This is a genomic window from Streptomyces anulatus, from assembly GCF_000721175.1.
Taxonomy (GTDB): domain Bacteria; phylum Actinomycetota; class Actinomycetes; order Streptomycetales; family Streptomycetaceae; genus Streptomyces; species Streptomyces anulatus_C.
In genome coordinates this window covers 68,887-95,215 of the sequence record NZ_JOEZ01000021.1, presented here as the reverse complement: position 1 = coordinate 95,215, position 26,329 = coordinate 68,887, and the positions used below count along the sequence as shown (strand labels likewise).

Annotated in this window: 22 protein-coding genes, 1 tRNA gene and 1 pseudogene; 16 read left to right on the top strand and 8 right to left on the bottom strand. The window is 70.7% G+C overall.

Annotated elements, in window-relative coordinates; translation table 11 throughout:
• Positions 1-373: 373 nt before the first annotated feature.
• The 9 genes from IG90_RS0124265 to IG90_RS0124225 all read left to right on the top strand — a co-directional run bounded on the left by IG90_RS0124265 (position 374) and on the right by IG90_RS0124225 (position 15,855).
• Positions 374-2,803, top strand: coding sequence for a sodium-translocating pyrophosphatase (locus tag IG90_RS0124265; protein WP_030588337.1), 2,430 nt, complete (start codon positions 374-376; stop codon positions 2,801-2,803).
• Between the two features lie 351 nt (positions 2,804-3,154).
• A complete protein-coding gene (locus tag IG90_RS0124260) occupies positions 3,155-3,841 on the top strand; it encodes a prolipoprotein diacylglyceryl transferase (RefSeq protein WP_030588334.1) in 687 nt (228 codons plus the stop codon).
• 78 nt (positions 3,842-3,919) lie between these two features.
• On the top strand, positions 3,920-5,452 hold the full coding sequence (locus IG90_RS0124255) for a DUF7059 domain-containing protein (protein ID WP_030588331.1): 1,533 nt from the start codon (positions 3,920-3,922) through the stop codon (positions 5,450-5,452).
• A gap of 405 nt (positions 5,453-5,857) precedes the next feature.
• A complete protein-coding gene (locus IG90_RS0124250; RefSeq protein ID WP_030588328.1) occupies positions 5,858-6,055 on the top strand; it encodes a hypothetical protein in 198 nt (65 codons plus the stop codon).
• A gap of 281 nt (positions 6,056-6,336) precedes the next feature.
• Positions 6,337-9,216: a type I DNA topoisomerase gene (gene topA, locus IG90_RS0124245; protein WP_030588325.1), complete on the top strand. Its 2,880-nt coding sequence runs from the start codon at positions 6,337-6,339 to the stop codon at positions 9,214-9,216.
• Positions 9,217-9,377: 161 nt separating this feature from the next.
• The gene (gene tmk, locus IG90_RS0124240) at positions 9,378-12,635 is read left to right on the top strand and encodes a dTMP kinase (protein ID WP_033894616.1); all 3,258 of its coding nucleotides are present in this window, start codon (positions 9,378-9,380) and stop codon (positions 12,633-12,635) included.
• Between the two features lie 190 nt (positions 12,636-12,825).
• Positions 12,826-14,031, top strand: coding sequence for a DNA polymerase III subunit delta' (locus IG90_RS0124235; protein WP_030588319.1), 1,206 nt, complete (start codon positions 12,826-12,828; stop codon positions 14,029-14,031).
• Between the two features lie 79 nt (positions 14,032-14,110).
• Entirely contained in the window at positions 14,111-15,640 is a 1,530-nt protein-coding gene (locus IG90_RS0124230; RefSeq protein WP_030588317.1) for an alpha/beta hydrolase, read from the top strand.
• Between the two features lie 141 nt (positions 15,641-15,781).
• Positions 15,782-15,855 (top strand) — tRNA-Thr (locus tag IG90_RS0124225).
• Between the two features lie 84 nt (positions 15,856-15,939).
• Here IG90_RS0124225 and IG90_RS0124220 read toward each other — a convergent pair.
• Positions 15,940-17,256, bottom strand: a complete 1,317-nt coding sequence (locus IG90_RS0124220; RefSeq protein WP_233436046.1) for a tyrosine-type recombinase/integrase — start codon at positions 17,254-17,256, stop codon at positions 15,940-15,942.
• Positions 17,253-17,864, bottom strand: a complete 612-nt coding sequence (locus IG90_RS0124215) for a hypothetical protein (protein ID WP_030588311.1) — start codon at positions 17,862-17,864, stop codon at positions 17,253-17,255. Before IG90_RS0124215 ends, IG90_RS0124220 begins: the two co-directional genes overlap by 4 nt.
• A gap of 151 nt (positions 17,865-18,015) precedes the next feature.
• Here IG90_RS0124215 and IG90_RS0124210 point away from each other — a divergent pair, with 151 nt between their 5' ends.
• The 6 genes from IG90_RS0124210 (at position 18,016) to IG90_RS0124185 (ending at position 22,386) form a co-directional block, all read left to right on the top strand.
• Positions 18,016-18,210, top strand: coding sequence for a helix-turn-helix domain-containing protein (locus IG90_RS0124210; protein ID WP_030588308.1), 195 nt, complete (start codon positions 18,016-18,018; stop codon positions 18,208-18,210).
• Entirely contained in the window at positions 18,207-18,755 is a 549-nt protein-coding gene (locus tag IG90_RS0124205; RefSeq protein ID WP_233436047.1) for a hypothetical protein, read from the top strand. The genes IG90_RS0124210 and IG90_RS0124205 overlap by 4 nt, the downstream gene beginning before the upstream one ends.
• Positions 18,752-20,119, top strand: a complete 1,368-nt coding sequence (locus IG90_RS0124200) for an AAA family ATPase (protein ID WP_051860173.1) — start codon at positions 18,752-18,754, stop codon at positions 20,117-20,119. The genes IG90_RS0124205 and IG90_RS0124200 overlap by 4 nt, the downstream gene beginning before the upstream one ends.
• A gap of 18 nt (positions 20,120-20,137) precedes the next feature.
• Positions 20,138-20,614 (top strand): hypothetical protein, encoded by a 477-nt coding sequence (locus tag IG90_RS0124195; protein WP_030588299.1) that lies wholly within the window; start codon positions 20,138-20,140, stop codon positions 20,612-20,614.
• Positions 20,615-20,628: 14 nt separating this feature from the next.
• Positions 20,629-20,871: a hypothetical protein gene (locus IG90_RS0124190; RefSeq protein WP_030588296.1), complete on the top strand. Its 243-nt coding sequence runs from the start codon at positions 20,629-20,631 to the stop codon at positions 20,869-20,871.
• 177 nt (positions 20,872-21,048) lie between these two features.
• Positions 21,049-22,386 (top strand): phage major capsid protein, encoded by a 1,338-nt coding sequence (locus IG90_RS0124185; protein WP_030588292.1) that lies wholly within the window; start codon positions 21,049-21,051, stop codon positions 22,384-22,386.
• A gap of 615 nt (positions 22,387-23,001) precedes the next feature.
• Here the strand turns inward: IG90_RS0124185 and IG90_RS0124180 are convergent.
• On the bottom strand, positions 23,002-23,241 hold the full coding sequence (locus IG90_RS0124180) for a GntR family transcriptional regulator (protein WP_030588289.1): 240 nt from the start codon (positions 23,239-23,241) through the stop codon (positions 23,002-23,004).
• Between the two features lie 147 nt (positions 23,242-23,388).
• On the opposite strand from IG90_RS0124180, the gene IG90_RS0124175 reads away from it, so the two are divergent.
• Positions 23,389-23,694: a hypothetical protein gene (locus IG90_RS0124175; RefSeq protein ID WP_030588286.1), complete on the top strand. Its 306-nt coding sequence runs from the start codon at positions 23,389-23,391 to the stop codon at positions 23,692-23,694.
• Positions 23,695-23,754: 60 nt separating this feature from the next.
• Here IG90_RS0124175 and IG90_RS0124170 read toward each other — a convergent pair whose 3' ends face one another.
• The 5 genes and pseudogenes from IG90_RS0124170 to IG90_RS0124150 form a co-directional block, all read right to left on the bottom strand.
• Complete coding sequence (locus IG90_RS0124170; protein ID WP_051860174.1) at positions 23,755-24,045, bottom strand: HNH endonuclease; 291 nt, start codon at positions 24,043-24,045, stop codon at positions 23,755-23,757.
• Positions 24,042-24,242, bottom strand: coding sequence for a hypothetical protein (locus tag IG90_RS0124165; RefSeq protein ID WP_157846332.1), 201 nt, complete (start codon positions 24,240-24,242; stop codon positions 24,042-24,044). Before IG90_RS0124165 ends, IG90_RS0124170 begins: the two co-directional genes overlap by 4 nt.
• A gap of 38 nt (positions 24,243-24,280) precedes the next feature.
• A complete protein-coding gene (locus tag IG90_RS0124160; protein ID WP_051860176.1) occupies positions 24,281-24,643 on the bottom strand; it encodes a DUF6907 domain-containing protein in 363 nt (120 codons plus the stop codon).
• Positions 24,640-25,329, bottom strand: coding sequence for a DUF6907 domain-containing protein (locus IG90_RS0124155; protein WP_030588274.1), 690 nt, complete (start codon positions 25,327-25,329; stop codon positions 24,640-24,642). The genes IG90_RS0124160 and IG90_RS0124155 overlap by 4 nt, the downstream gene beginning before the upstream one ends.
• 449 nt (positions 25,330-25,778) lie before the next feature.
• Positions 25,779-26,263 (bottom strand): annotated as a pseudogene (locus tag IG90_RS0124150) (tyrosine-type recombinase/integrase); the annotation flags it as partial.
• Positions 26,264-26,329: the final 66 nt, after the last annotated feature.

Genomic DNA, 26,329 nt, shown 5'->3' with positions numbered 1-26,329 from the left:
GCGACCTTGAGAACCGCGTTGCGGCCCTCACCCTGAGAGCCGCGCCCGCGTTCCGGGGCGCTGAGGCTGGGCCCGCGAGCCCGCGAGCCCGCGACCCGGAGGCTCTGGGACCCTGTGGCCCGGGCCCGAGGCCCTGGTGGACGCCGCCGCGCGGGTGATGTTCTGTTTTTCCAGGCCCTGCTGAGCAGGGCCTTTTTTCTTGATCTCCATCGCGTAATGCGCCTGCCCCCTTACTGTATTCGAGCGGAATCTCTCCGCCGATCTTTCGGCGTTGGGGGGAGAGCGGTCAATTCTCATCCCACCCACTGTTTTGATCAGGTTCCGCTCCCTACAATCCGTCCACGACTTGAGCGCTGAGCGTCAAGGAGGACGTATGGCGGAGTTCTTCACCACCCCAATGGCAGCACTGACGCAAGAATCCGCATTTTCCGACCGGCCCGCCTCCCTCGCGGCGGCGGTACTCACCGACGGCAACCGGCTGATCGTCATCATGGTGGCGGTCGTCGCTGTCGCCGCGCTGATCGTCGCCCAGCTGCTCGTACGCCAGGTCCTGGCGGCCGGCGAGGGCACCGCACGTATGAAGGAGATCGCCGCGGCGGTCCAGGAGGGTGCGAACGCCTATCTGGCCCGACAACTGCGCACGGTCGGTGTTTTCTCCGTCGTCGTGTTCTTCCTGTTGTTCCTGTTGCCGGCCGACAACTGGTCGCAGCGCGCGGGGCGTTCGCTCTTCTTCCTGGTGGGCGCGCTTTTCTCGGCGGCGACCGGATACATCGGCATGCGGCTCGCCGTGCGGAGCAATGTGCGGGTGGCCGCAGCCGCGCGTGAGGCGACTCCGGCGGAAGGTGAACCGGAAAAGGATCTCACCGCTGTCTCGCACAAAGCGATGAAGATCGCTTTCCGTACCGGTGGCGTGGTCGGAATGATCACGGTGGGACTCGGACTGCTCGGGGCCTCCTGCGTGGTGCTCGTCTATGCCGCCGACGCGCCCAAGGTACTGGAGGGGTTCGGCCTCGGCGCGGCGCTGATCGCCATGTTCATGAGGGTCGGCGGCGGGATCTTCACCAAGGCCGCCGATGTGGGCGCCGACCTGGTGGGCAAGGTGGAGCAGGGCATTCCGGAGGACGATCCGCGTAATGCCGCAACCATCGCCGACAACGTGGGCGACAACGTCGGTGACTGCGCGGGCATGGCCGCGGACCTCTTCGAGTCGTACGCGGTGACGCTCGTCGCCGCGCTCATCCTCGGCACGGCGGCGTTCGGCGACTCCGGTCTCGCCTTCCCCTTGATGGTCCCGGCGATCGGCGTCGTCACCGCGATGATCGGGATCTTCGCGGTGGCCCCGCGCCGCGCCGACCGCAGTGGGATGACCGCGATCAACCGCGGCTTCTTCATCTCCGCCGTGATCTCGCTCGCCCTGGTGGCCGTAGCCGCCTTCTCCTATCTGCCGTCCTCGTATGCCGAGCTGGACGGGGTCACCGACGGGGCGATCACCGCGCACGGTGGCGATCCGCGGATCTTCGCCCTGGTCGCGGTGGCCATCGGCATCGTCCTGGCCGCGCTCATCCAGCAGCTCACCGGCTACTTCACCGAGACCAACCGCCGCCCGGTCCGGGACATCGGGAAGTCCGCGCTCACCGGCCCGGCCACCGTGGTGCTCGCGGGCATCTCCATCGGTCTCGAATCGGCGGTCTACACCGCGCTGCTGATCAGCCTCGGCGTCTACGGAGCGTTCCTGCTGGGCGGTACGTCGATCATGCTGGCGCTCTTCGCGGTCGCGCTCGCCGGGACGGGGCTCCTCACCACGGTGGGCGTCATCGTGGCCATGGACACCTTCGGGCCGGTTTCGGACAACGCCCAGGGCATCGCCGAGATGTCCGGGGACGTCACGGGGGCCGGCGCCCAGGTGCTCACCGACCTGGACGCGGTCGGGAACACGACCAAGGCCATCACCAAGGGCATCGCCATCGCCACCGCCGTCCTGGCGGCGGCAGCGCTCTTCGGGTCCTACCGCGACGCCATCGCCACGGCGGTCGACGAGGTCGGGGCCGGGGCGGGCGAGCTGGGGCTGAGCCTGGACATCTCGCAGCCCAACAACCTCGTCGGCCTGATCCTGGGCGCCGCGGTCGTCTTCCTGTTCTCCGGGCTCGCCATCAACGCGGTGTCCCGGTCCGCCGGAGCCGTCGTCTACGAGGTCAGGCGGCAGTTCCGCGAGCATCCCGGGATCATGGACTACTCGGAGAAGCCGGAGTACGGGCGCGTCGTCGACATCTGCACCCGCGATGCCCTGCGCGAACTGGCCACGCCCGGACTGCTCGCCGTGCTGGCGCCGATCGCCGTCGGCTTCACCCTCGGCGTCGGCGCGCTCGGCTCGTACCTCGCCGGCGCGATCGGCACCGGAACGCTGATGGCGGTGTTCCTCGCCAACTCCGGCGGCGCCTGGGACAACGCCAAGAAGCTCGTCGAGGACGGTCACCACGGCGGCAAGGGCAGCGAGGCCCACGCCGCGACCGTGATCGGTGACACGGTCGGCGACCCGTTCAAGGACACGGCGGGCCCGGCGATCAACCCGCTCCTCAAGGTGATGAACCTGGTCGCCCTGCTCATCGCTCCGGCGATCGTGCAGTTCAGCTACGGAGCGGACGCGAATCCCTGGGTGCGGGCGCTGGTGTCCGTCATCGCCATCGGGATCGTCGTCGTCGCGGTCTACGTCTCCAAGCGGCGGGGCATCGCCGTGGGCGACGACGACGCCTCAAAGGGCGGTGGCCCCTCGGTCCCCGCGCCGGATCCCGCGGCGGCCCCCTGACAGTTGACTACGGGAGGGGCGTCGGTACCGGATTGGGGTGACGTGTGATCAAGGGCGACGCGGGCGGCGCGTGCTGACGCGCCGTCCGCGCTTGTCCGGCGTCGTGCGCCTTCGTCCGCCTTCGTCCGCCCTCGTCCGGCGTCGTGCGCCTCGGCGTGGGAACGGTGATCAGGAGCAGCCCTTCGGGTGAGTGGCCGATCATGAGTCCGAATTCTTTGCATGAGTGGCATCTCCCTCATTTCCCTTGGTGCAAATGGCTTCAAAAGGGTGCGCACGGGATGACCGGCGCCCGGCCGTCGGCCCCTCGGCGTGTAAGTTCCGGGGCCGAGAGCCTTGGAAGGGACCAATCCGGTGAACAAGAAGCTTGCAGCCGCACTGTCCGGCGGTGCGGTACTCGTACTGACGCTGTCGGGCTGCAGCGACGACAGCGAGAACAAGGTCAACGACTGGGCCAAGAAGGTCTGCGACCAGGTTCAGCCGCAACTCCAGAAGATCACCAACGCCAACGCCTCCATCCGGCAGAAGACCGGGGACAACAGCAAGCCCGCCGATGTCCAGAAGGCCGACTCGGTGGCCTTCCAGCAGATGTCCGAGGCGTACAAGGCGCTGGGGGCGGCCGTGGACTCGGCAGGCCCGCCGCCGGTCGAAGACGGCGAGGCCACGCAGAAGGCGGCGGTGAAGGAGCTCAACGCCTCTTCCAAGGCGTACGCCGACCTCAAGGTCAAGGTCGACGCGCTCGACACCGAGGACCAGAGGAAGTTCGCCGATGGACTGAACGGCGTCGCCGACGAGCTGCACAAGATCAGCACCAGCGGTGACCAGGCGCTGCGGAAGCTCCAGTCCGGCGAGGTCGGTGTCGCGATGTCGAAGCAGAAGGGCTGCCAGCAGCCGACGGCCTCGACCGGCCCCTCCGGCTCCGGGGCGGCCGGGGCCGACGCGTCTCCGGAGGGCTCGGCCCCCGACAAGAACGACTCCTCGGGCAAGGATTCCTCCGACAAGGAGTCGACGGAGGAGGACTCCTCGGAGAAGAAGTCCTGAGCCTCGTTCTCCCGGCCCGGACACCCGGTGGGTGTCCGGGCCGCTGCCGTTGTCGGTGGGACCGGACACAATGGGTGGGTGAGTAAGAGCAGCCTTCCCGCACCCGACCACGCCGCCGCCCTCCGTGAGGCCCTGCTCGCCGCGGACTTCACCGCGGACGGGCTCCTCGACCGCCTCGGCGCGCCCGCCTACGCCGCCCTCGCCCGCAGCGAGACCGTCCCCGCCCTGCGGGCCACCCGGGGCGACTCCGCGCTCGACACGCTGGTGAGGCTGTTCCTTCTGCAGCGCCCCGTCGCCGAGGAGCGGGCCGGCGCCGCCCTGCCGCTGGACGAGTGCCTCGCGGACGGCTGGGTGACCCGGGCGGCGGATGGCGGCACGGTCCGCGCGAGCGTCGACGTACGGCCGTACGGGGGACCGGACGGCAAGGACTGGTTCATCGTGTCCGACCTCGGCTGCGCGGTCGGCGGCGCGGGTGGGATCGGCTCGCGCGAGGAGGGCGTCGTCCTCGGGGTCGGCGGGGCCTCCACCACCCTCGCCGGCATCACCGTCCGTACGCCGGTCGCCTCGGCCCTCGACCTCGGTACCGGCTCCGGCATCCAGGCGCTGCACGCCGCCCAGCACGCGACCCGGGTCACCGCCACGGACCTCAACCCCCGCGCCCTGGAGTTCACCCGGCTCACCCTCGCCCTGTCCGGCGCCGCCCCCGCCGACCTGCGCGAGGGCTCCCTCTTCGAGCCGGTGGGCTCCGACACGTTCGACCTGATCGTCTCCAACCCGCCCTTCGTCATCTCGCCCGGGGCCCGCCTCACCTACCGGGACGGCGGCATGGGCGGCGACGACCTGTGTCGCACGCTGGTGCAGCAGTCCGGCGACCATCTGAACGAGGGGGGATACGCCCAGTTCCTCGCCAACTGGCAGCACGTGGAGGGCGAGGAGTGGCAGGACCGGCTGCGCTCCTGGGTGCCGTACGGCTGCGACGCCTGGATCGTCCAGCGCGAGGTCCAGGACGTCACGCAGTACGCCGAGCTGTGGCTGCGGGACAGCGGTGACCACCGCAGCGACCCCGCCGAGTACGACGAGTTGTACGAGGCGTGGCTCGACGAGTTCGAGGCGCGGGGCGCCACGTCCGTCGGGTTCGGCTGGATCACCCTGCGCAAGTCCGCCGCGGCGGCGGCCGGGAACCCCTCGATCGTCGTCGAGGAATGGCCCCACGCGGTGCAGCAGCCGCTCGGACAGGCCGTCCAGGAGCACTTCGCCCGCCAGGACTACCTCCGCGACCAGGACGACGCCGCTCTGCTCGCCGGGCACTTCGCCCTCGCCGCCGAGGTCGTGCAGGAGCAGGTCGGCCTGCCGGGCGCGGAGGACCCCGAGCATGTGGTGCTGCGTCAGCACCGCGGCATGATGCGGGCGACCAAGGTCGACGCGGTGGCCGCCGGGTTCGCGGGCGTGTCCGACGGCTCGCTGCCCGCCGGGCGGATCCTGGACGCCATCGCGCAGTTGATGGCGGAGGACCCTGTGCTCCTGCGCGACCGCACACCGCAGGCGATCCGGCTGCTGGTGGAGGAAGGCTTCCTGGAGCCGGTGCCCGACGTCGGACCTCGGGGCGCGTAGGGCACGGAGGCGCGGCGGCGGGCCCGGGGCCGGACCCCAGGACCGCGAAGCGAGCAGGGCGCGGCAGTTCGGAGGAAGACGACGCTGCAAGGCAGGAGGCCGTCTCCGTGTGACTGCCTTCCGGTACGGGCCGGGGCTGCTTCCTGATCGGGGCCGCGGTGTCCTCGCCACCAGCGTGTTCGTGCCCGGCGTTCTCTCCGACACGCCGGGACCACATATTCCGGTCGTGACCGGAAAATGCGGCCGATGGTGTCCCGCCGGTCGGCGGGGGAGTGCTGTTCACCCGCGGTTCGTGTGGGTGATGCCCCGGGGTGACAACCTCCCCGTGCCGGACCGCCGAGGTCCTGCTCCGGGACCGGTCGGACCGTCCCGGGCGGTTCGTCACGACGGGGCTAGGGGTAGGACATGGAGAGCGTCTCAGCAGTCTTCGCCGGTACGGCCCTGGCGCTGTTCGGCGCCGCCCTCCTGATCTGGACAGGGGCGCGAGCCGCGCACCGCGCGCCGGTGGCGCACGGTGTGAGCCCCGTCGCCTCCACCGCACTCACGACGCTCTTCGGCGTAGTTTTCCTCGGCCTCGGCGTGTGGTGCTTCACGCTCGTCTGATCCCCGCCTCCGGCCGGGCGGCGCCCGGGACGACAGGTCTCCCGAAGGTCACCACCACCCCCTCCGAAAAGCTGCAGGCCGAGGCCCCGCGCGGTGCGGACCCGGCGGTCCGGGCGGCAGGAATGGCGGAAGTCGGGTTACCGTTCGAGTGGCCGTTGCGGGCTTTTGCCGTTTGACACGGGGGCGGGTTGTACCGTCACACTCCGCAGCGACAGCACCGCGTGCAGCGTCATGACGCTGCCCGGATGCCCATCGAGTGTCGACCGGAGAGAAGAGCGAAGTTGTCCCCGACCAGCGAGACCGCACAGGGCGGCCGCCGACTCGTCATCGTCGAGTCGCCTGCCAAGGCGAAGACGATCAAGGGCTATCTCGGCCCCGGATACGTCGTCGAGGCGAGCGTCGGGCACATCCGCGACCTCCCGAACGGCGCGGCCGAGGTCCCGGACGAGTACACCGGCGAGGTACGCCGGCTCGGCGTGGATGTCGATAACGACTTCCAGCCCGTCTATGTGGTCAACGCCGACAAGAAGGCCCAGGTCAGGAAGCTCAAGCAGCTGCTGGCCGAGTCCGACGAACTCTTCCTCGCCACTGATGAGGACCGCGAGGGCGAAGCCATCGCGTGGCACCTGCAGGAAGTGCTGAGGCCCAAGGTCCCGGTCCACCGGATGGTCTTCCACGAGATCACCAAGGACGCGATCCGGGCCGCCGTCGCCAACCCGCGCGAGCTCAACCAGCGCATGGTCGACGCCCAGGAGACCCGCCGCATCCTCGACCGCCTCTACGGCTACGAGGTCTCGCCGGTCCTGTGGAAGAAGGTCATGCCGAAGCTCTCGGCGGGCCGCGTCCAGTCCGTCGCCACCCGGCTCGTCGTCGAGCGGGAGCGCGAGCGCATCGCCTTCCGTTCCGCCGAGTACTGGGACCTGACCGGAAAGTTCGCCACCGGCCGTACCGGAGACGCCTCCGACCCCTCGACCCTCACGGCCCGCCTCAGCGCGGTCGACGGCCGCCGGATCGCCCAGGGCCGCGATTTCGGCCCCGACGGGCAGCTCAAGGCCGGCTCCGCCCAGACCCTGCACCTGGACGAGACGAACGCCCGCGCCCTGGCCGCCGCGCTCGCCGACTCCTCGTTCGCGGTCCGGTCCGTCGAGTCGAAGCCGTACCGCCGCTCCCCGTACGCCCCCTTCCGGACCACGACCCTCCAGCAGGAGGCGAGCCGCAAGCTGGGCTTCGGGGCCAAGGCGACCATGCAGGTGGCGCAGAAGCTGTACGAGAACGGCTTCATCACCTATATGCGTACGGACTCCACGACCCTCTCGGACACCGCGATCTCCGCGGCCCGGGCCCAGGTCACTCAGCTGTACGGGGCGAGCTACCTCCCCGAGAAGCCGCGTACGTACGCCGGGAAGGTCAAGAACGCGCAGGAGGCGCACGAGGCGATCCGCCCCTCCGGCGACCGCTTCCGCACCCCTGCCGAGACCGGGCTCACCGGCGACCAGTTCCGGCTCTACGAGCTGATCTGGAAGCGGACCGTCGCCTCCCAGATGAAGGACGCGGTCGGCGACTCCGTCACCGTCAAGATCGGTGGCCGGGCGAGCGACGGCCGCGACGCCGAGTTCTCCGCCTCCGGCAAGACGATCACCTTCCACGGCTTCATGAAGGCGTACGTCGAAGGCGCCGACGACCCGAACGCCGAGCTTGACGACCGTGAGCGCCGGCTGCCGCAGGTCGCCGAGGGCGACGCGCTGTCCGCCGAAGAGGTCACGGTCGACGGGCACGCCACCAAGCCCCCGGCCCGCTACACCGAGGCCTCGCTGGTCAAGGAGCTCGAAGAGCGCGAGATCGGCCGCCCCTCGACGTACGCATCGATCATCGGGACCATCCTGGATCGCGGTTACGTCTTCAAGAAGGGCACGGCACTCGTCCCGTCCTTCCTGTCCTTCGCCGTGGTCAACCTGCTGGAGAAGCACTTCGGCCGGCTCGTCGACTACGACTTCACCGCCCGCATGGAGGACGACCTCGACCGCATCTCGCGGGGCGAGGCCCAGTCCGTGCCGTGGCTCAAGCGCTTCTACTTCGGCGCCCAGCCCGGTGACGACACCGCCGCAGCCGGAGCGGCCTCCGACGCGGGCAACGGCGACGGCGACCACCTCGGCGGCCTGAAGGCACTGGTCACCGACCTCGGCGCGATCGACGCCCGCGAGATTTCCTCCTTCCCGGTCGGCAACGACATCAAGCTCCGCGTCGGCCGCTACGGCCCGTACATCGAGCGGGGCGAGAAGGACGCCGAGGGCCACCAGCGTGCCGACGTGCCCGAGGACCTCGCGCCCGACGAGCTGACCGTCGAGCTCGCGGAGGAGCTGCTGGCCAAGCCGAGCGGGGACTTCGAGCTGGGCGCGGACCCGGTCAGCGGCAACCAGATCATCGCCAAGGACGGGCGCTACGGCCCGTACGTCACCGAGGTGCTGCCCGAGGGGACGCCGAAGACCGGCAAGAACGCGGTGAAGCCGCGGACCGCCTCGCTCTTCAAGTCCATGTCCCTGGACACGGTCACCCTCGCCGACGCCCTCAAGCTGATGTCCCTGCCGCGCGTCGTCGGTGAGGACGCCGAGGGTGTCGAGATCACCGCGCAGAACGGCCGCTACGGCCCGTATCTGAAGAAGGGCACCGACTCCCGTTCGCTGACCTCCGAGGACCAGCTCTTCGACATCACCCTCGAAGAGGCCCTCGCGATCTACGCCCAGCCCAAGCAGCGCGGCCGGGCCGCGGCCAAGCCGCCGCTGAAGGAGCTGGGCACCGACCCGGTCAGCGGTGCGCCGGTCGTGGTGAAGGACGGCCGCTTCGGCGCGTACGTCACCGACGGCGAGACCAACGCGACCCTGCGGACCGACGACAGCGTCGAGGACATCACGCCCGAGCGTGGTTACGAGCTGCTCGCCGAGAAGCGCGCCAAGGGGCCCGCGAAGAAGAAGACGGCCAAGAAGGCGCCCGCGAAGAAGGCGACGGCCAAGAAGACGGCCGCGAAGAAGACGACGGCCGCCAAGAAGACCGCGGCGAAGAAGACCACGACGGCCAAGAAGGCGACGACCGCCAAGACGGCCGCCAAGAAGACGACGGCGAAGAAGACGGCCTCCGCTTCTTCCACCACCCCGTCGGACGACTGACGGGCCCGTCCCACCCGCACCGCCACCGCCGCCCGGCACCTCAGCAGGTGCCGGGCGACGGTGTGTCCCGGGGGCGTGGAAGAGCATGGCCGGAAGCCGTCTGCGTCCATTTGTTCGGACGGGCCCGACAGCGGCCGCACCGCTGCCGATAGGCTGGGCGGATGACGCGAGCCGAGCAGCCAACGGTCGTGAGCCCCACCTCCGACACACTTGCCGCAGACTCACGCGAGCGCGCCGTACGGGCCCTGTTGCGTATCCCCCCGCTGAAGCGGTTGTGGAGCGCCCAGCTCGTCGGCGGTATCGGCGATGCACTCGCCCTTCTCGTGCTGGTGCTGCTGTCGCTGCAAGCGGCGGTCCTTGAGGGCTCATTCGGCACCGGATACCGCGGGGCGGCCTTCGCCGTCGCCGCCGTCTTCGGTGCCCGGATCCTTTCCACCCTGTTCTTCGGAGCCGTACTCCTGGGGCCGCTGACGGCCCTCACGGGGCCCGGCGGAAAGCTTGACCGACGATGGCTGATGATCGGGGTGGACGGGCTGCGCCTGGCGCTGCTGGTCGTCGCCCCGCTGTGGATCGACTGGACGCCCGACAAGGCGCTCATGATGATCCTCATCACCGTCTTCGTGACCGGCGCCGGTGAGCGCCTGTGGGCCGTGGCCAAGGACAGTGCCGCCCCGGCGCTGCTGCCCGCCCCGCCCCTCGAAGGAGCCGCGGTACGCCCGCTGCCCGACCACCACGACGCCCTGCGCCGTCTTTCACTCCGTACGAACTTCCTCGCCGTGCCCGCCGCCGCGGTGGTCCTGCTGGTCGCCACGCTGGTCGGCAACCTCCTCGGCTCGGGCCTGGAGTGGTTCTCCTTCCACCAGGCGGCCCTGGGGTCCTACGTCGCGGCCGGACTCTTCTCCGCCTCCATCTCCACCCTGTACTTCCTGGAGTTCCCGGCCACCCGGACGCCCCGGCCGCGCTCCCCGCTGGAGGGCCTGCGCCGTCCCGCCACCGGCAACGGCCCCGACAAGGGCCGCACCGGCGCCACCCCCCTGCTCGTCGCGGTCTGCGCGGCCCTCGCCGGAGCCGTCGCCGCGGCCGCGGCGGTCTCCGTACTGCACGCCTACGACCTGGGCGGCGGACCGGCCACCTTCGCGCTGCTGATCCTCGGTCTGACCGGCGGCACCGCCCTCGGCATCCGCACCGCACGCCACGTACTGCCCACCCTGTCGCGCCGTCGCCTGCTGGCGCTGGCCACCGCCGTCACCGGCCTCGCGCTCCTCGCGCTCGGCCTGGTGCCGGACACCGCGACCGGGATCGCCATCGCCCTGCTCGCCGGCTACGCCGCCGGGGCCGCCGCGAACACCGGGCACACCCTGATCGACCAGGAGACCGAGGCGTTCCGGCAGGCCCGGACCACCGAGCACCTCCAGGCCGTCGTCCGGGTGCTCGTCGCTCTCGGCGCGGTCGCGGGGCCCCTGCTGGCCGCCGCGATCGGGCGGCACCGCCTGGCCGCCGGTGACTTCGTCTTCGCCCACGGCGGGGCCGCCTTCACCCTGATGCTGCTCGGCGCCCTCCTGCTGCCCGTCGCCGCCCTCGTCCTCGCCAAGACGGACGACCGGGCGGGCGTGCCGCTGCGCCGGGACCTGCGCGAGGCGCTGCGCGGCGGTGACCCGGCGGTCGCGCCCGCCGCCACCGGCTTCTTCCTCGCCCTGGAGGGCGGTGACGGAGCGGGCAAGTCCACCCAGGTCGAAGCACTCGCCGAGTGGATCCGGGCCAAGGGCCACGAGGTCGTCGTGACCCGGGAGCCCGGGGCCACCCCGGTCGGGAAGCGGCTGCGGTCGATCCTGCTGGACGTGTCCTCCGCCGGCCTCTCCAACCGGGCCGAGGCCCTGCTGTACGCCGCCGACCGCGCCGAGCACGTCGACTCCGTCGTCCGCCCGGCGCTGGAGCGCGGCGCGATCGTCATCTCCGACCGTTACATCGACTCGTCCGTCGCCTACCAGGGCGCGGGGCGGGACCTGGCCCCGACCGAGATCGCCCGGATCTCGCGGTGGGCGACGAGTGGTCTCGTACCGCATCTGACGGTGCTGCTGGACGTCGACCCGGCGACCGCGCGGGAGCGGTTCACGGAGGCGCCGGACCGGCTGGAGTCGGAGCCGGCCGAGTTCCACGAGCGGGTACGGTCCGGGTTCCTGACCCTGGCCGCCGCCGACCCGACCCGTTATCTGGTGGTGGACGCCGGCCAGGAACCGGAGCCGATCACCACGGTCGTACGTCACCGGCTCGACCAGCTCCTTCCGCTCTCCGAGGCCGAGATCGAGGCCATCGAGGAGGCCAGGCGCCAGGCCGAGGAGGAGGCCCGGCGCAAGGCGGAGGAAGAGGCCGCCCGCAAGGCCGAGGAGGAGCGCCTGGAGAAGGAACGCCAGGAGCAGCTCGCCCGGCTGCGCGCCGAGGAGGAGGAGCGCAAGCAGCGCGAGCTGGAGGAGGCCCGCCGCCGCGAGGCCGAACGCCAGGCGGAGGAGGCCCGGCAGCGCGCCGAGGAGGCCCGCCGCCGCGCCGAGGAGGACCGGCTCCGGCTGGAGGCCGAGGAGCGGGTCCGCGAGGCCGAGCAGGAACGGCTGCGCAAGCAGGCCGAGGAGGAGGCCCGGCTCCGCAAGGAGGCCGAGGCGCAGCGGCTGGAGAAGCAGCGCAAGGCCGAGGAGGCCCTGGTACGCGCCGAGGAGGCCCGCCGCCGGGCCGAGGCCGAGGCGGCCGCCCGTACGGAGGCGGCGCGGGCGGAGGCCGATCGTGCTGAGGCCGATCGGGCTGAGGCCCGGCGGGCCGCCCGTACGGAGACGTCCTCGCGTTCGGAAGGCCCGTCCGGCCCGTCCGGCCCGTCCGGTCATTCCGTTCCGGAGAACGAGCTCACGGTGCCCACACCGATCGTGAACCCGAACGAGATCACCCAGCCGGTCCCGACGGCGCGACCGGAGGGCGAGCGTCCTTACGGTGCTGGTGCCGGTACGGATGCGCGTACGGGTTCCGCTTCCGTGGAGGACGAGACGGCGATGCTGCCGCGCGTCACAGACGAGTGGCCGACGGACCGGCGCTCGGCCGGGGACGCCCGGGACGCTGACGAGACGGCTGTGCTGCCGCCCGTGCCCGCGGACCAGCCCTCCGACCGGGTGCCCCAGGGCTTCTTCCGTGACGAGAGCCCGGAGGCCGCCCCGCCCGCGGAGCGCGAGAACGAGCGCACCCGCGAGCTTCCGCAGGTCGAGGACCCGCAGGCCGGAGAGTCTTCCGGCCGGCAGCGGAGCCGCCGCAAGCGCCCCCGCCCGGACTGGGCGGAGGAGACCCCGCTGGACGATCTGCCGACCCTGGCGGACGAGCTGCTCGGGGGCCAGGACGACGACGGCACCGGCCCCGGAGGCCGCGGACGTCGCCCGCGCGGCTGACGTACCCGCCCCACCGCCGACGGTGAAGTCCCGGCCCGTCCGTCCCTCCGGGGGCGGGCGGGCCGGACTGTCAGTGGCGTCCCCCACAATGGACAGCGGCGGGTCGGACAGCGCACCGTGCCCCCGGGTGACGCCGGCTGCCGCCGCCGCACCACTGCAGTGCACGACACCACCGGAAGGGCGGTGACCCATGACCGTATGGGACGACCTGGTCGGACAGGACCGAGTGCAGGAGCAGCTCGCCGCTGCCGCCAGGGACGCCGATGCGCTGGTCACCGCCGTGTCCGACGGCAAGCCGCTGGAGCAGGGCTCGAAGATGACGCACGCCTGGCTGTTCACCGGGCCGCCCGGTTCCGGCCGGTCCACGGCGGCGCGGGCCTTCGCCGCCGCGCTCCAGTGCACGAGCCCGGACCGGGCGTTGGGCGGCGCCCCCGGCTGCGGCTTCTGCGACGGCTGCCACACGAGCCTGATCGGTACGCACGCCGACGTCCAGGTCATCCGCACGGACCTGCTCTCCATCGGTGTGAAGGAGACCCGCGACCTGGTCCGGCGCGCCCAGCTCTCCCCGGCGGTCGGGCGGTGGCAGGTCATCGTCATGGAGGATGCCGACCGCCTCACCGAGGGCGCGGGCAACGTCCTGCTGAAGGCCGTCGAGGAGCCTGCGCCGCGCACGGTCTGGATGCTGTGCGCGCCCTCGCTCGAAGACGTCCTGCCCACGATCCGTTCCCGCTGCCGGCACCTGACCCTGAGCACCCCGCCGGTGGAGGCCGTGGCCGACGTCCTGATCCGCCGCGACGGTGTCGACCCCGAGCGGGCGCACTCCGCGGCGCGCGCCACCCAGGGGCACATCGGCCGGGCCCGCCGTCTCGCCACGGACGAGCGCGCGCGGGCGCGGCGGGCGGCGGTGTTGAAGGTTCCGCTGCGGATCGGCGACGTCGGCGGCTGCCTCAAGGCGGCCCAGGAGCTGATCGACACGGCCACCGACGACGCCAAGCAGATGGCGGAGGAGGTCGACGTCAAGGAGACCGAGGACCTCAAGGCGGCGCTCGGCGGAGTGGCCGGAGGCCGGATGCCGCGCGGTACGGCGGGGGCGATGAAGGAGCTGGAGGACAGGCAGAAGCGCCGCAAGACGCGCACGCAGCGCGACAGCCTCGACCTGGCGCTGACCGAGCTCACCGGGTTCTACCGCGATGTGCTGGCCCTCCAGCTCGGCTCCCGGATCGCCATCGCCAACGTCGATGTGCAGGACTCCCTCGACCGGATCGCGGAGTCGTCGAGCCCCGCGCAGACCCTGCGCAGGATCGAGTCGGTGATCGCCTGCCGGGAGGCCATGGACCGCAATGTGGCGCCGCTGCTCGCGGTGGAGGCGATGACGATGGCGCTGCGGGCGGGCTGAGGGTTACTGCGCGGGGTCTCTGTTCACCCGAATGAGCAGGGAATCGGACGACTCGTCACCCGGCGGATACGCTCCCTGGATGGATACCAGGCGGCTGGTCCGCACCTTCGCCATCGGGATCGGCACTGCCGGCCTCCTCATCTCCGGCTGCAGTGGCAGCGGCTCGTCGCCGAACGCCTCGGCCACCGGCACCGCGGCTCCCGTGGGGCTGTCGTCGTACTACGCGCAGCAGTTGAGCTGGCGCGACTGCGGGGTGGAGGGGTTCGAGTGCACGACGATGAAGGCCCCGAAGGACTACGACAAGCCGGATGACGGTGACATCGAGCTCGCCGTCTCCCGCAAGAAGGCCACCGGTCCGGGCAAGCGGATCGGTTCCCTCCTGGTGAATCCGGGCGGCCCGGGCGGCTCCGCGATCGGCTACCTCCAGGGGTACGCGGCACTCGGCTATCCGGCCCAGGTGAGGGCCCGCTACGACATGGTGGCCATCGACCCGCGCGGGGTGGCCCGCAGCGAGCCCGTCGAGTGCCTCACGGGACCGGAGATGGACGCCTACACCCAGGTCGACCTGACGCCGGACGACGAGGCGGAGGTCCGGAAGCTGAGCGCGTCCTTCGAGAAGTTCGCGACGGGTTGCGAGAAGCGGAGCGGCGAGATCCTCCCGTACGTCTCCACCGTCGACACGGCCCGCGACATGGACGTACTGCGGGCCCTGCTCGGTGACGAGAAGCTGCATTACGTCGGAGCGTCGTACGGGACCTTCCTGGGCGCCACGTACGCGGACCTGTTCCCGGAGCGGGCCGGCCGCCTCGTCCTGGACGGGGCGATGGACCCGTCGCTGCAGGCCATCGACATGAACCGCGACCAGACGGCGGGCTTCGAGGGGGCCTTCCAGTCCTTCGCCGCCGACTGCGTCGAGCAGCCGGACTGCCCGCTCGGCACCACGTCCACCGCCGACGCGGAGACCGCGCTGAAGCAGCTCTTCAAGGACCTGGACGCGAAGCCGATCCCGACCGGCGACGACCGCGAGCTGGGCGAGTCCCTGGCCATCACCGGGGTGATCGCCGCCATGTACGACGAGGCGGCCTGGCCGCAGCTCCGGGAAGCGCTGACGGGCGCACAGCGCAGCGACGGATCCGGCCTCCTGTCCCTGGCCGACAGCTACTACGAGCGCGAGCCGGACGGGAAGTACGCGAACCTGATGTTCGCCAACGCCGCCGTGAACTGCGTCGACCTGCCGCCCGCCTTCGACACCCCCGACGCCGTCGAGAAGGCGGTCCCGGACTTCGAGAAGGCCTCCCCGGTCTTCGGCCGCGGCTTCGCCTGGGCCTCCCTGAACTGCGCCTACTGGCCCACCGAGGCCACGGGCACCCCGCACCGCACGGAGGCGAAGGGCGCCGACCCGATCGTCGTCGTCGGCACCACCCGCGACCCGGCCACCCCGTACAAGTGGTCCCAGTCCCTCGCCGAGCAGCTCTCCTCCGGCACCCTGCTCACCTACGACGGCGACGGCCACACCGCGTACGGCCGGGGCAGCGACTGCATCGACACGGCGATCAACACGTACCTCCTGGAGGGCACCGCGCCCACCGACGGCAAGAAGTGCACCTGACCGCCCGGCCCGGCCTGCCCTGACCGGCCTGACCCGTCCTGACCTGTGCGAACGCCTCCGGGGGCGCCCTGTGCGGAGCACCCCCGGAAACTGTGTAGACTTGGCTCCGCTGCTGATCGCACCATAGTTGCGACAGGGCGCGCCGCCTTAGCTCAGTTGGCCAGAGCAACGCACTCGTAATGCGTAGGTCTCGGGTTCGAATCCCGAAGGCGGCTCAGTGCTTGACCAGCGGTTTCCCACGGGAAGCCGCTGTTCTGCTTTCCGGCCCGTTGCAATCCCCGTTGCGATAGAACGCGCGTTCAGCCCCACAGGGCGTCTCCCATCCGCTGTGCCGCGTCCTGCGCGAGCGGCGAGCCGACGTGGGTGTAGCGGACCATCATCCGCATCGACGAGTGCCCCAGGACCTCCATCACGACGCGCGGACTGATCCCGGACTCGATCATCAGCGTCCCCGCGGTGTGCCGGCCGTCGTGCACCCGGGCGTCCCGGAGACCGGCCGCCGTCAGGATGTCCTTGAACTCGTCCCAGTCGTGCCGCGGGTCGATCGGCCGCCCGTTCTCCTGGCTGAAAAGTAGGTCGTGCTCCTCCCAGAGCTCACCGGCCGCCAGGCGCTCGCGCAACTGCGCGCTGCGGTGCGCCCGGAGTACCGGGATCAGCGGGGGAGGGATGGTCACGATGCGCTTGTTCTTGCCCTTCGGCTCCCGGAAGACGAGACCGCCGCCGGTCCGCTCCGGGCACGTCTTCGCGTGCGCCTTGCAGTCCTTCGGGCACGGCTTCGGGCACCCGTTCTTCAGCCGGGCGTGCTGCTTGCACGTCGGCTTGCAGCCCTTCCGGTGGTGCTTCGCCCCGCAGGCGTGCGCGTCCTCGCACCCGTGCTGCCAGGTGAGCCGCTGCAACTGCCACCAGACCTTCATGGCCCCGGTGTCCAGGTCCACGTACTTCCAGCGCAGCCCGAGCGCCTCGCCCTGCCGCAGTCCGATGGCGAGCGCGACCGACCAGCGGGCCCCGTTGCGGCGCCCGCCGGCCTCGGTGAGCAGCGCTCGCGCCTCGGCCTGGCCGTACGGCTCGATCTCCACCTCGGACGGCTGCGGCGGCTCCACCAGGGTGGCCACGTTTCGGTGTACGAGGTCGCGCTGCATGGCGACCTTGAGCGCTCGGGCGATGATCCGGTGCGTCTTCAGCACGGTCCCCGGTGACAGGTCACGCCGCAGCATGTCGAGGTACAGGGCGTCGAGGTGCTCAGCGGCCAGCTTGTCGACGCGGTGCTTCCCGATGCCGGGGAACAGGTACAGGCGGCACTTCGACCGGTAGTCGTCCAGGGTTCGCGGGGCCATCGTGCCGTCCGCGACCTTCCGGGCGCACGCGGTGTCCATCCAGGTGGTGAGCCACTGCTCGATCGTCGGGGCGCGGCCGGCCTTCCTGGTCTTGCCCGCGTCCCGGGCCTTCTCCAGCTCCTTCACCTTGGCGCGCACGCCCGCTTCGTCCGGGCCCTGGCGGTGACGTCGGTCCGGGGCGCCGTTCGGCTTCGTGCCGACCGTGACCCAGCCGTGCCACTTCCCGTCCGCCTCGGAGAAGTACACCGAGGAGTCGCCGTTGCTCCGGCGGCCGCGGGTCATCCGGCGCGCCCTGCGCGAGCAGGCGGAAGGAACCCGCGCTTTCTGGCCTCGTAGACCCACCGGTGCACGGTTCGCACCGGAACGCCGGCCATGTCGGCGATCGCTGGGGCGGGTGACTTGCTCGCGTTCGTGAACCACCGGTAGGCATCCGCCACGTCCTGCAAGTGCTCATCTGTCAGACGCCCCTGCGGCGCCCGAACAACAGGGAGCCCGCCTCTCGGTTCTCCCTTGACGCCGTCCCCCCTCATCACCCCGGAAGAGAGGCCCACGACGACGTTTGATAGATGCTCCGTGGCCTCGAAGTACTTGTCCAGACAGCCCAAGGAGGGCGCGGATACATCGCAGGGCGCGGTCAAAATGTCGGTGATCTCGGGATCTCGGAGAAGCGATTCCAGGTCAGAGAAGGGGATGCGGCGCCATGTCCGCCCGCTCAGCGTGTCTTCGTCGCCCCTCTCCATCACGACCGACTCCATGTCGAATCGTTCCTGTCCAAGAGGGCCTGACTGCCGGAACTGCAGATAGACGGTGGGGCCGCCGTCCGATTCCTTGAATCTGATCCAGCCCTGAGGGCGAAAGTCCACGTCCCACGTGCCGAGGTGTAGAGCCATGCGGTGAGCATCCCACTTGCTCACTGGGCGAGCAAGTGGCGCCACACGCGTGCGCATGTGTCGCCGCGTACTTGCACGGCCGACCGCGACCGCCTTACACTGCCGAGCAAGCGGAGCCGAGTACCCGGTTCCACATACTCGGGAGACCGGCATGACTCGAATCCTGCACCCCGTTGGCGAGGTCGCCGAACAGCTTGGCGTCGGCATCACCACCGCCAAGGCCCTGATCTCCACCGGCCAGCTCCGCAGCGTCAAGATCGGCCGCGCTCGACGAGTATCGGCTGAGGCCCTACACGAGTACGTCCGCCGCCTGGACACCGAGCAGAACGGGGCCCGCGCTGCATGAGCACAAAGCAAAGCGCCCCGGGGGCAACCGGGGCGCAGAAAGACCAGCAAGGCGGCGGGTCGGGCACCACCGTATCGAACAGAGGCCGCGCGCTGCGCGCCGTTCCCGAAGACGCCACCGCCGGGGACATCACGGCGCTTCGTGCCGAGATGCAGGTGACCGCTCTCAGCGTCGACACCTGGCCGCCCTACGGCTCCCCCGCCTGGCTCCGGCTCGACCCGAAGGACCCCCGCGCCTACGCGGCCACCCTCGAAGCAGCCGAGCAGCACCGCCGGGCCACCGCCGAACGCCAGCGACTGGACTGGCTGATGGACACCGACCCCGTCGAGTGGTGGCGGGAGATCACCGCCGACGCCAACGCCTACGCGGGACGGCAGGGCCACGTCATCGCCGCCCGCCGCACCGCCGAAGAGCTCCGCACCGCCCGCGACAACGCCAACAACCGGCCCCCGCACCAACTGCGTGCCACCCCCGGTTGGCCGCCCGTCGCCGTACCCGGGCAGCCGGGCCGGTACCTCACCCCCGGGCAGGAGAACACCGCGTGACCACCTCGTACGACCCCACGAGCGCCCTGCCGCCGGACAACGTCCTCACCGCGGGACTCGCGGACCTCCCCCCGCTCGACTGGGCCGACGGGCAGCCCGCACCGGCGCGGAAGCTGCGCCTCACTCGTGCCTCGGACATCGAGCCGGAGCCCGTCGTCTGGGCCTGGCTCGACGACGGGGAGGGGCGCGTCCCCGCCGGGGCGCTGTCCGTCGCCGCCGGCCGGGAGGGCACCGGGAAGTCGTCGTTCGGCATGTGGATGGCCGCACACGTCACCGCGGGCACCCTGCCCGGCGCGTTCCAGGGCCGCCCCCGCGCCGTCTTCTACGTCGCCGTAGAGGACTCGTGGAAGCAGACCATCGTCCCCCGTCTGATCGGGGCCGGAGCGAACCTCGACCTGGTGTACCGGGTCGAAGCCGTTGAAGCCGAGTTCGGCGAGACGACGCTCAGCCTGCCCCAGGACAACAGCCTCATGGAGCAGGCGATCCGGGACCATGACGTCGCCCTGGTGGTGCTCGACCCGCTCATGTCGTGCATCGGCGCGGGCATCGACACCCACCGGGAGCGGGACGTACGGACCGCCCTGGACCCGCTCGCCCGCATGGCCGACCGGACCGAATGCGTGCTGCTGGGCATCGCCCACTTCAACAAGGGCTCCGGGACCGACCCCGCGTCGCTCATCACCGGATCGGGAGCGTTCAAGAACGTGCCCCGCGCCGTGTTCGGCTTCGCCCGCGACGACGACAACGAGTGTCGCGTGATGACGCAGGCGAAGAACAGCCTAGGCCGCGCCGACCTCCCGTCGCTCTCGTACAACATCGTCACCGCCGAAGTGGAGACGAAGAAGGGCGCCGCGTTCGTCGGCCGCTTCGTCTTCACGGGGGAGTCGACGCGCACCGTCGATCAGATCCTCGCGCAGGGCCAGGAGACCGACCGCGGTGAGCGGGACGAGGCCGCCGACTGGCTGCGCGGCTACCTCCTCGACCACGGTGGCGAGGCGCCTTCCAAGGACGTGAAGAAGGCCGCGGCCGCCGACGACATCTCGGAGCGCACGCTTCAGCGGGCCATGCGCAAAGCCGGGGTGAAGTCCGAGCGGGCGGGGTTCGGGAAGGGCGCCGTCTGGCGTATCGAAGCGCTCACCACCGCTACAGAGAGTGACATCTCTACGCCAGTCCCGCCACAGTCGCGCCAGTCGCGCCAGGGTTCAGACCCTGGCGTGAATGGCGTAACTGATGGCGCCACTGGCGCGACTGGCGAACCGGCATCACAGAACGTGACCACCGTCGGAGCGCTCTGCACCGTCTGCGGCGGCCCTCTCGACCCCGTCCACGCGACCACCGGCGACACCACACACCCCACCTGCTGACCCGTACGGAGGCACGACATGAGACACCAGGACCTGTTCCACGGCGGGGTCCCCGGCCTCGGCATGGGCGCCCCGCTGTTCCCCCCGAGCAAGTCGCAGACCACCGCCACCACACAGCGGTACGCGCTCCCCACCTCGGCAGCCCGGGACGCTGGCTGGGTCTACCTCACCCCCGACCCCGAGATCGCCGCCGCGTACGCCGCCATGTACCCCGACGGCGCCCTCTACATCGCCGAACCCTTCGGCCCCATGGAGCCCGACCCCATGTCGCCCTCCCCGGGCGTCATGTGGCGCTGCCGTGCCGCTCGCGTCCTCGTCCCCGTCATCGAGTGCGTGACTCTCAAGAGCCAGCCTCACCTCATCGAGATGGCCCTCGAAGCGTTCCGGACCGGCGACGTCTCCGACACCGACCGCAAGATTGCCGCCATCCTCGACGAACGCCCCTGGATGCAGCCGCCCGGCTGGGACACCGCCCTGTGCACCCCTCACGTCTGACCCTGGGAGCCCCCATGCCCGTACCCAACACGTCCAACGCCACGTTCGCCGCGGCCTGTGCGCTGGTACGCGCCGGCGCCGCCCAGGACGAGGAGGCCCTGCGCGCGCTCCTCGACACCCGCGACCGCGACGAACTCGTTCAGCTCGCCCTCGCGACCGGCGCCCTCGCTCAGCTCCTCGGGCTCGTCGTCCACCAAGGCGACCGGGCCGCTCTCGACGCGCACTTGACGCAGATCCTCCTCAACCAGCACAACTAGCCGCTACGATCAAGGCAGAGCAGGGGGCAGGCCCCGCCCGCCCCCGCTCACCGACCAGGGCTCCGCCCCGGTGAGCTGCCTTGATGACGCGCCCCTTCCGGCCCGCGCGAGTGCCCCGCACCGCGAGCCGTCGACATACCGGCGCGCACTCACACCTCACTGACACAGGAGTCCCTCATGTCTCGTACCACCCTGCCCACCGCTGCCAGTCTCAACGAGCGCCAGGCCGGCCAGACGTTCAAGCAGCACTACGACGCCGTACGCCAGGCGCAGACCGACCGGCTTGCCGCGATGCAGACCCTCACCGACAACGCCGGCGTCGCGGGCCGCAGCCTCCTCGCGTCCGAGCAGCGCGAGTTCGACGCCCACGACGACGAGGTGCGCCGCATCGGGATCATCCTCCGGCGTCTCGACAACTCCCCTGAGAACCAGGTCGACCGGTCGCAGATCGTCATCGCGTCCGGCGACCCCGGTGTACGCACCACCGCCCCGGAACTGCCTCTCCTGACCCGCGGCCAGTCGTTCGCCGACTGGACCGCCCGGAGCAGCCACGGTGCCCCGCAGCCCGCGCAGGATGTCCGCCTCGGCGCCCTCCTGCGTACCTGGGTCACCGGACGCCGTGACGGGCTCAACGACTCCGAACTCCGCGCCATGGCCGAAGGAACCGCCACCGCCGGCGGACACCTCGTCCCCACCCCCACCGCGGGCCAGCTCATCGACCGGGCCCGCAACGTGTCCCGCGTCTTCCAGGCAGGGGCCACCACCGTCCCCATGGACTCCCAGACCCTCAAGGTCCCCCGCCTCACCGGAAGCTCAGCCCCGGCCTGGCGGAACGAGAACGCAGCCATCGCCGAAGGGGACCTCACCCTCGACGCGGTGACGCTCACGGCCCGCTCGATGGCCTTCCTGGTCAAGATGAGCCGAGAGCTGATCGAGGACTCCGACCCGAGCATCGTCGGCGTCGTCGAGCGGGACCTTGCCGCGCAGGTCGCGTTGGAGCTCGACCGCGTCGCACTGCGAGGCACCGGCACCGCACCGCAGCCCCGCGGCGTCCTCAACCAGACCGGCGTAACCGTCACCACCCACGGAGCGAACGGCGCCCTGATCGCCGCCGACGGCTTCAACTACGACGCACTCATTGACGCGCAGGCCGCGATCCGGGCGTTCAACCACGAACCCACCGGCGTCATCACCGCGCCCCGCACCGAGCAGGGCCTGGCCAAGCTCAAGGACGCAGAGGGCCGCTACCTCCAGCCGCCGGCCGGACTGCTCACCCGCTACCCGACCAACCAAGTCCCGATCGACCTCACCGTCGGAACGAGCACCGACTGCTCCGAGGTGTACACCGGGGACTGGGCACAGCTGTACTTCGGACTCCGAACTGGACCGATGACGATTCAGCTGGTCGAGCGGTACGCCGACACCGGTCAAGTCGCGTTGCTCATCTGGATGCGCGGCGACATCGCACTCGCTCACGGCGAGGCGTTCGCGGTGGACACAGGAGTCCGCGGCTGACCCCAGACAGGACGTGGCGTTGGGTGACATGGTCGGTGTCCACCCCACCACCCACGCCACGTCCTCACACCCAGTGATGAACGCCCCGAACCACAACGGTCCGGGGCGTTCGGCATGCCCGCGCACGGGGGAGAGTGGATCAAAACTTAAGAGCCCAGGTGGGCGACCCAAACGCCCTTGTCGCCCTGTTTTTTGCGCGGGCATTTTTCGGGCCGCTATTTCGCGAATCCAACGGCTGGAACAATTAGCGACGTCACTTTGAGTGATGTAACGCAGGGTGATTCGATGGGTGTCACGTACAGCTAACCCCTTCCGAAACCCCTCCCCCGGTGTTGTTGGCGTTGTTGTTGGTGACGTGACCTGCGGCAACAACGTAGAGACCCGAAAGAGGTTGGGCGGGGAGGGGGGCGGGGGCGCGTCACGCTCCGTGCGGTAGACGACGGTAGAGCGGTCGGTAGACCCGGGTAGCGCGCGGGTAGACGTGCAGGTAGAGGCTCGGTAGACGGGGAGGTAGGCCAGCCCCGGGCCGTACGTCCGGGGGAGGGGCTACCGGGGCGGTACAGGCCCGCCCGGCGGGAGCGCCGTCCGAGGCGCTGGGGGTTCCCTGAGGCGTGGCTACTCGGGCGGCTGGGTGACGAAGACGCCCATGCCCGTCACGGTCTCGACCAGACCCTCGTCCTTGAGCACCTTCACGGCCTTGCGGAGGGTGTCGCGGGCCACGCCGAATTCCTGCTCCAGCTCGACGAGCGAGGGGATGCGCCGGCCGACGGGGATCGTTCCGTCTGCGATGCGGGCGCGCAGCTGGTCGGCGATCTGCCGGTACGGCGGGATCGGTCCCTCGCGATCGATGCTCATGATCCGCAAGCTAGGCAGCAGGCCCCCACCTGCCATAGCTAGCCACGGGGGTAGCAGAGGGTAGTACGGTCTATACGGGTGAAGACGAAACCCCCGCGGCCGATAGGACGGCCCGGGGGTGTGGACGACTACCTGGAGGACGTCGCCATGGATCAGACTACCGAGGACCCCCGTTCCGGCTGGTGCCACTGGCACAAGGGCCCGTCAGGGACGGCCGTGCTGGTGCAGGTCATCGAGCAGAACTCCGGGCCGGGTGCGGCCCTGTACGCGTGCGCCCCGTGCCGGGAGCAGCGCCGCTTGACTCCGCTTGCTGAGCAGCCCGACGAAGTGGCTTACCGGGCCTACCTGGGACACACCGCTGAGTGCACCGGGTGCGGCCGCGCGGGACGCTGCGAGGACGGAGCGCGGCTGTGGGAGGCCTACCGGGGCGCTCTGGCGGCGCTGCCCGCCTGATGCCCTGAAACGCCGCGAGGCCCCCGCACGCGATGTGCGGGGGCCTCGCTGTATGACGGGTCAGGTGGTGCCCGTCCCGTACGTTCTCAGCAGCACCCAGACGAGAGGCCAGGGGATCCGGTCGGCCTTGTCCTCGTTGCAGGGGCGGCAGGCCAGGACGAGCGCGTCATGCCGACCGGTCCGCCAGTACCGATAGGGCACGTAGTGATCGAACGTGATGCCCTCGATCCCGTGGAAGCCGCGGCGGCAGTAGAAGCACCGGCGTTGATGCCCGGGGCGGGCGGCCAGCTTGCTGACCAGGCGCTTTCGCTTCGTGACGCCCTTGGCGTTGTTGACGCGGGCCACCGTCACACCCCCTGCTCAGGGGCGTCATACGGTTGCGCGAGGAAGCTGACGAACCGGGGCTCGACACCTTCCGGGAGCAGGCCGGCCGACCACGCGTTGCGGTACCCGGACGCGATCAGCGACACCGCGTGCTTCACCGCGTCCGACGCCGTAATGCCGGTCGACATCATCACGGCCAGGTCGTCATGCAGCTCGGCGTCCATGCGGACGGAGAGCCCTTTGCCCGGCTTCGGAGGGGTGCTCACTGCTGCTCACCCGCCTTGAGCGTGCTGAGCTGGCGAGCGAGACGCCTGAGCGTCCCGGCGTAGTCGACGAGCAGCGCGGCCAGCTCATCCAGCTCACCCGGGGTGAGGGTGCGGGCCAGGTGGCCCATCTCGACGTACCCGCCGATGCCTCGGCCGGTCTCCTCGGCGTACGGGTACTGGGCCAGCTCGGCCCGAGCAACCTCGTACCCGTAGAACTCGGCCAGGTGCTCAACACCGCGGTGCCCGACGTCGGCCAGCGACTCGGCTACCTGGTCGTGGTTGTCGACGCACCAGGACGGCTCAGGGATGGTGACAGGCCCGCGGTCGGTCTGCACCGTGACGGTGCGGTCGGCGCTCACAGGGCCGCTCCCGTTCGCAGAGCGACCATGCGGGCGCGCACGGCGCGCAGCCGGTCCAGGTGGACGGCCATGTCCTCAATCAGTTCGTCGACCTGCTCGACGTTCAGGTCCGGCCAGTCGCCCGCGCCGACGAACGCCAACTCGACCTCGTCGTCGTTCCACTGGAGGAGGTGGAAGGCCATGACGTCGAAGCCGTAGGCCCCGTGCATGGCGATCTCCGGGCCGCGGTGGACGTGCTCGCGCGGGTCGGCGTGGCTGTCCGGGTCGGCGGTGCACCACAGCCGCCCGTCCGGGCACAGGTCGTGCGCGACGCTGCGGAGCCCGTCGGCGACGTGGGCGACGAACACGGCCCGGTCCATCTTCGCGGCAAACTTCGGCATCTCAGCCGCGAGCCGGTCGGCGACCTGCTCGGCGAGCAGCGCGTACGACGGGGCGGCCGCCACGATCTCAATCTCGGTGGTGTCCGCCGGCTGCTGCTCCTCGGTGCGGAGCGCGGCCAGCAGGGGGAACTGCGCGTCGATGCTCTGCTGAACACGGCAGCCGGGGAGGTCGGTACAGCGGAACAGCTGGGCGCCGGACGGGGCGCGCTCGCCGGTCGGCTGCTGCGGGCTGCTGTCGCTGCCGCAGTCGACGCAGGCAAGCCCATCGAGCTGTGCCGCGGTGAGGGTGGGTACGGTTGTGCTCATGCTGCACTCCTTGGTGACTCAGGGAGTTCGGTCCAGGCCCTCGTCCGGTGCGCAAACACCGGGCGGGGGCCGTTCGCGTAAGTACGCGGTGACGCTTACTCAGACCGTAGAGGGTCGCCAACGGTCGCGCAAGTAGGTGGAGCCACTTGCTCAGCCGGGATGGGGTGCAGTTGCATTCCTCGTTGCAGTTCGCCTACGCGTGCCGTCGGTCGCGGCGAGGCGAACGGCCACCTGACCAGCGTGTACGGCCGTCGCCGACCAGTAGCGGCCGTCCGGTCCGCAAACTCGTAATGCGTAGGTCTCGGGTTCGAATCCCGAAGGCGGCTCAGAAGAACCCCAGGTCACATAGCCCGTGACCTGGGGTTTTCTGTTGCTTGGGGCATGACGGGTCACACGGCCGGGTTGCCGTGGCGTTGCTTGCGTGAGTCGTGAGCGGAGTCGCCCGGGATCTACTTCTTGGGCTTGCGGCGTGTGGCCTTCTTGGCGGCCTTGCGCTGGAGGGGGACGAGCTTCGCGGTGGCCTCGGCGGCACTCTTGCCGACGTGGGGGAGGACGCTCTGGTAGACGTCCCGCGTGATCCGTGTGTCGCTGTGCCCGAGGGTGTCCGACACGATCTTGAGGTCGATGTCGGCGGCGAGCATGAGGGTGGCCGCGCCGTGCCGCAGGTCGTGGAGGCGGATGGGCGGGAGGCCCGAGGCGGCGACCAAGCGCTCGAAGAGGTCGGTCACCTTGCCGGGGTGGAGCCAGGAGCCGTCTTCCTGCGTGAAGACGTGGCCAGTCTTGACCCAGGCCGTGCCCCACTCTTCGCGGGCTTTGTCCTGCCGTTCGCGGTGGCGCTTCAGGACGTCGACGGTGTCGTCGTCGAGGGCGACCGCGCGGGAACGCTGTCGGTTTTGGGGTCGGACGCCTCCACCTCCCAGCCGTCCTGTACGAGTGCGCACGCCAAGACCCGCCCCGGCCACGGACTCTTGCTGCGGGGGACAGCGGGCGCCAGCGTGAC

Coding starts and splice junctions, on each gene's coding strand:
- IG90_RS0124265 (WP_030588337.1), top strand. CDS start 374: ATGGCGGAGTTCTTCACCACCCCAATGGCAGCACTGACGCAAGAATCC.
- IG90_RS0124250 (WP_030588328.1), top strand. CDS start 5,858: ATGGAGAGCGTCTCAGCAGTCTTCGCCGGTACGGCCCTGGCGCTGTTC.
- tmk (WP_033894616.1), top strand. CDS start 9,378: ATGACGCGAGCCGAGCAGCCAACGGTCGTGAGCCCCACCTCCGACACA.
- IG90_RS0124235 (WP_030588319.1), top strand. CDS start 12,826: ATGACCGTATGGGACGACCTGGTCGGACAGGACCGAGTGCAGGAGCAG.
- IG90_RS0124230 (WP_030588317.1), top strand. CDS start 14,111: ATGGATACCAGGCGGCTGGTCCGCACCTTCGCCATCGGGATCGGCACT.
- IG90_RS0124220 (WP_233436046.1), bottom strand. CDS start 17,256: ATGACCCGCGGCCGCCGGAGCAACGGCGACTCCTCGGTGTACTTCTCC.
- IG90_RS0124215 (WP_030588311.1), bottom strand. CDS start 17,864: ATGGCTCTACACCTCGGCACGTGGGACGTGGACTTTCGCCCTCAGGGC.
- IG90_RS0124210 (WP_030588308.1), top strand. CDS start 18,016: ATGACTCGAATCCTGCACCCCGTTGGCGAGGTCGCCGAACAGCTTGGC.
- IG90_RS0124205 (WP_233436047.1), top strand. CDS start 18,207: ATGAGCACAAAGCAAAGCGCCCCGGGGGCAACCGGGGCGCAGAAAGAC.
- IG90_RS0124195 (WP_030588299.1), top strand. CDS start 20,138: ATGAGACACCAGGACCTGTTCCACGGCGGGGTCCCCGGCCTCGGCATG.
- IG90_RS0124190 (WP_030588296.1), top strand. CDS start 20,629: ATGCCCGTACCCAACACGTCCAACGCCACGTTCGCCGCGGCCTGTGCG.
- IG90_RS0124185 (WP_030588292.1), top strand. CDS start 21,049: ATGTCTCGTACCACCCTGCCCACCGCTGCCAGTCTCAACGAGCGCCAG.
- IG90_RS0124180 (WP_030588289.1), bottom strand. CDS start 23,241: ATGAGCATCGATCGCGAGGGACCGATCCCGCCGTACCGGCAGATCGCC.
- IG90_RS0124175 (WP_030588286.1), top strand. CDS start 23,389: ATGGATCAGACTACCGAGGACCCCCGTTCCGGCTGGTGCCACTGGCAC.
- IG90_RS0124165 (WP_157846332.1), bottom strand. CDS start 24,242: ATGGACGCCGAGCTGCATGACGACCTGGCCGTGATGATGTCGACCGGC.
- IG90_RS0124155 (WP_030588274.1), bottom strand. CDS start 25,329: ATGAGCACAACCGTACCCACCCTCACCGCGGCACAGCTCGATGGGCTT.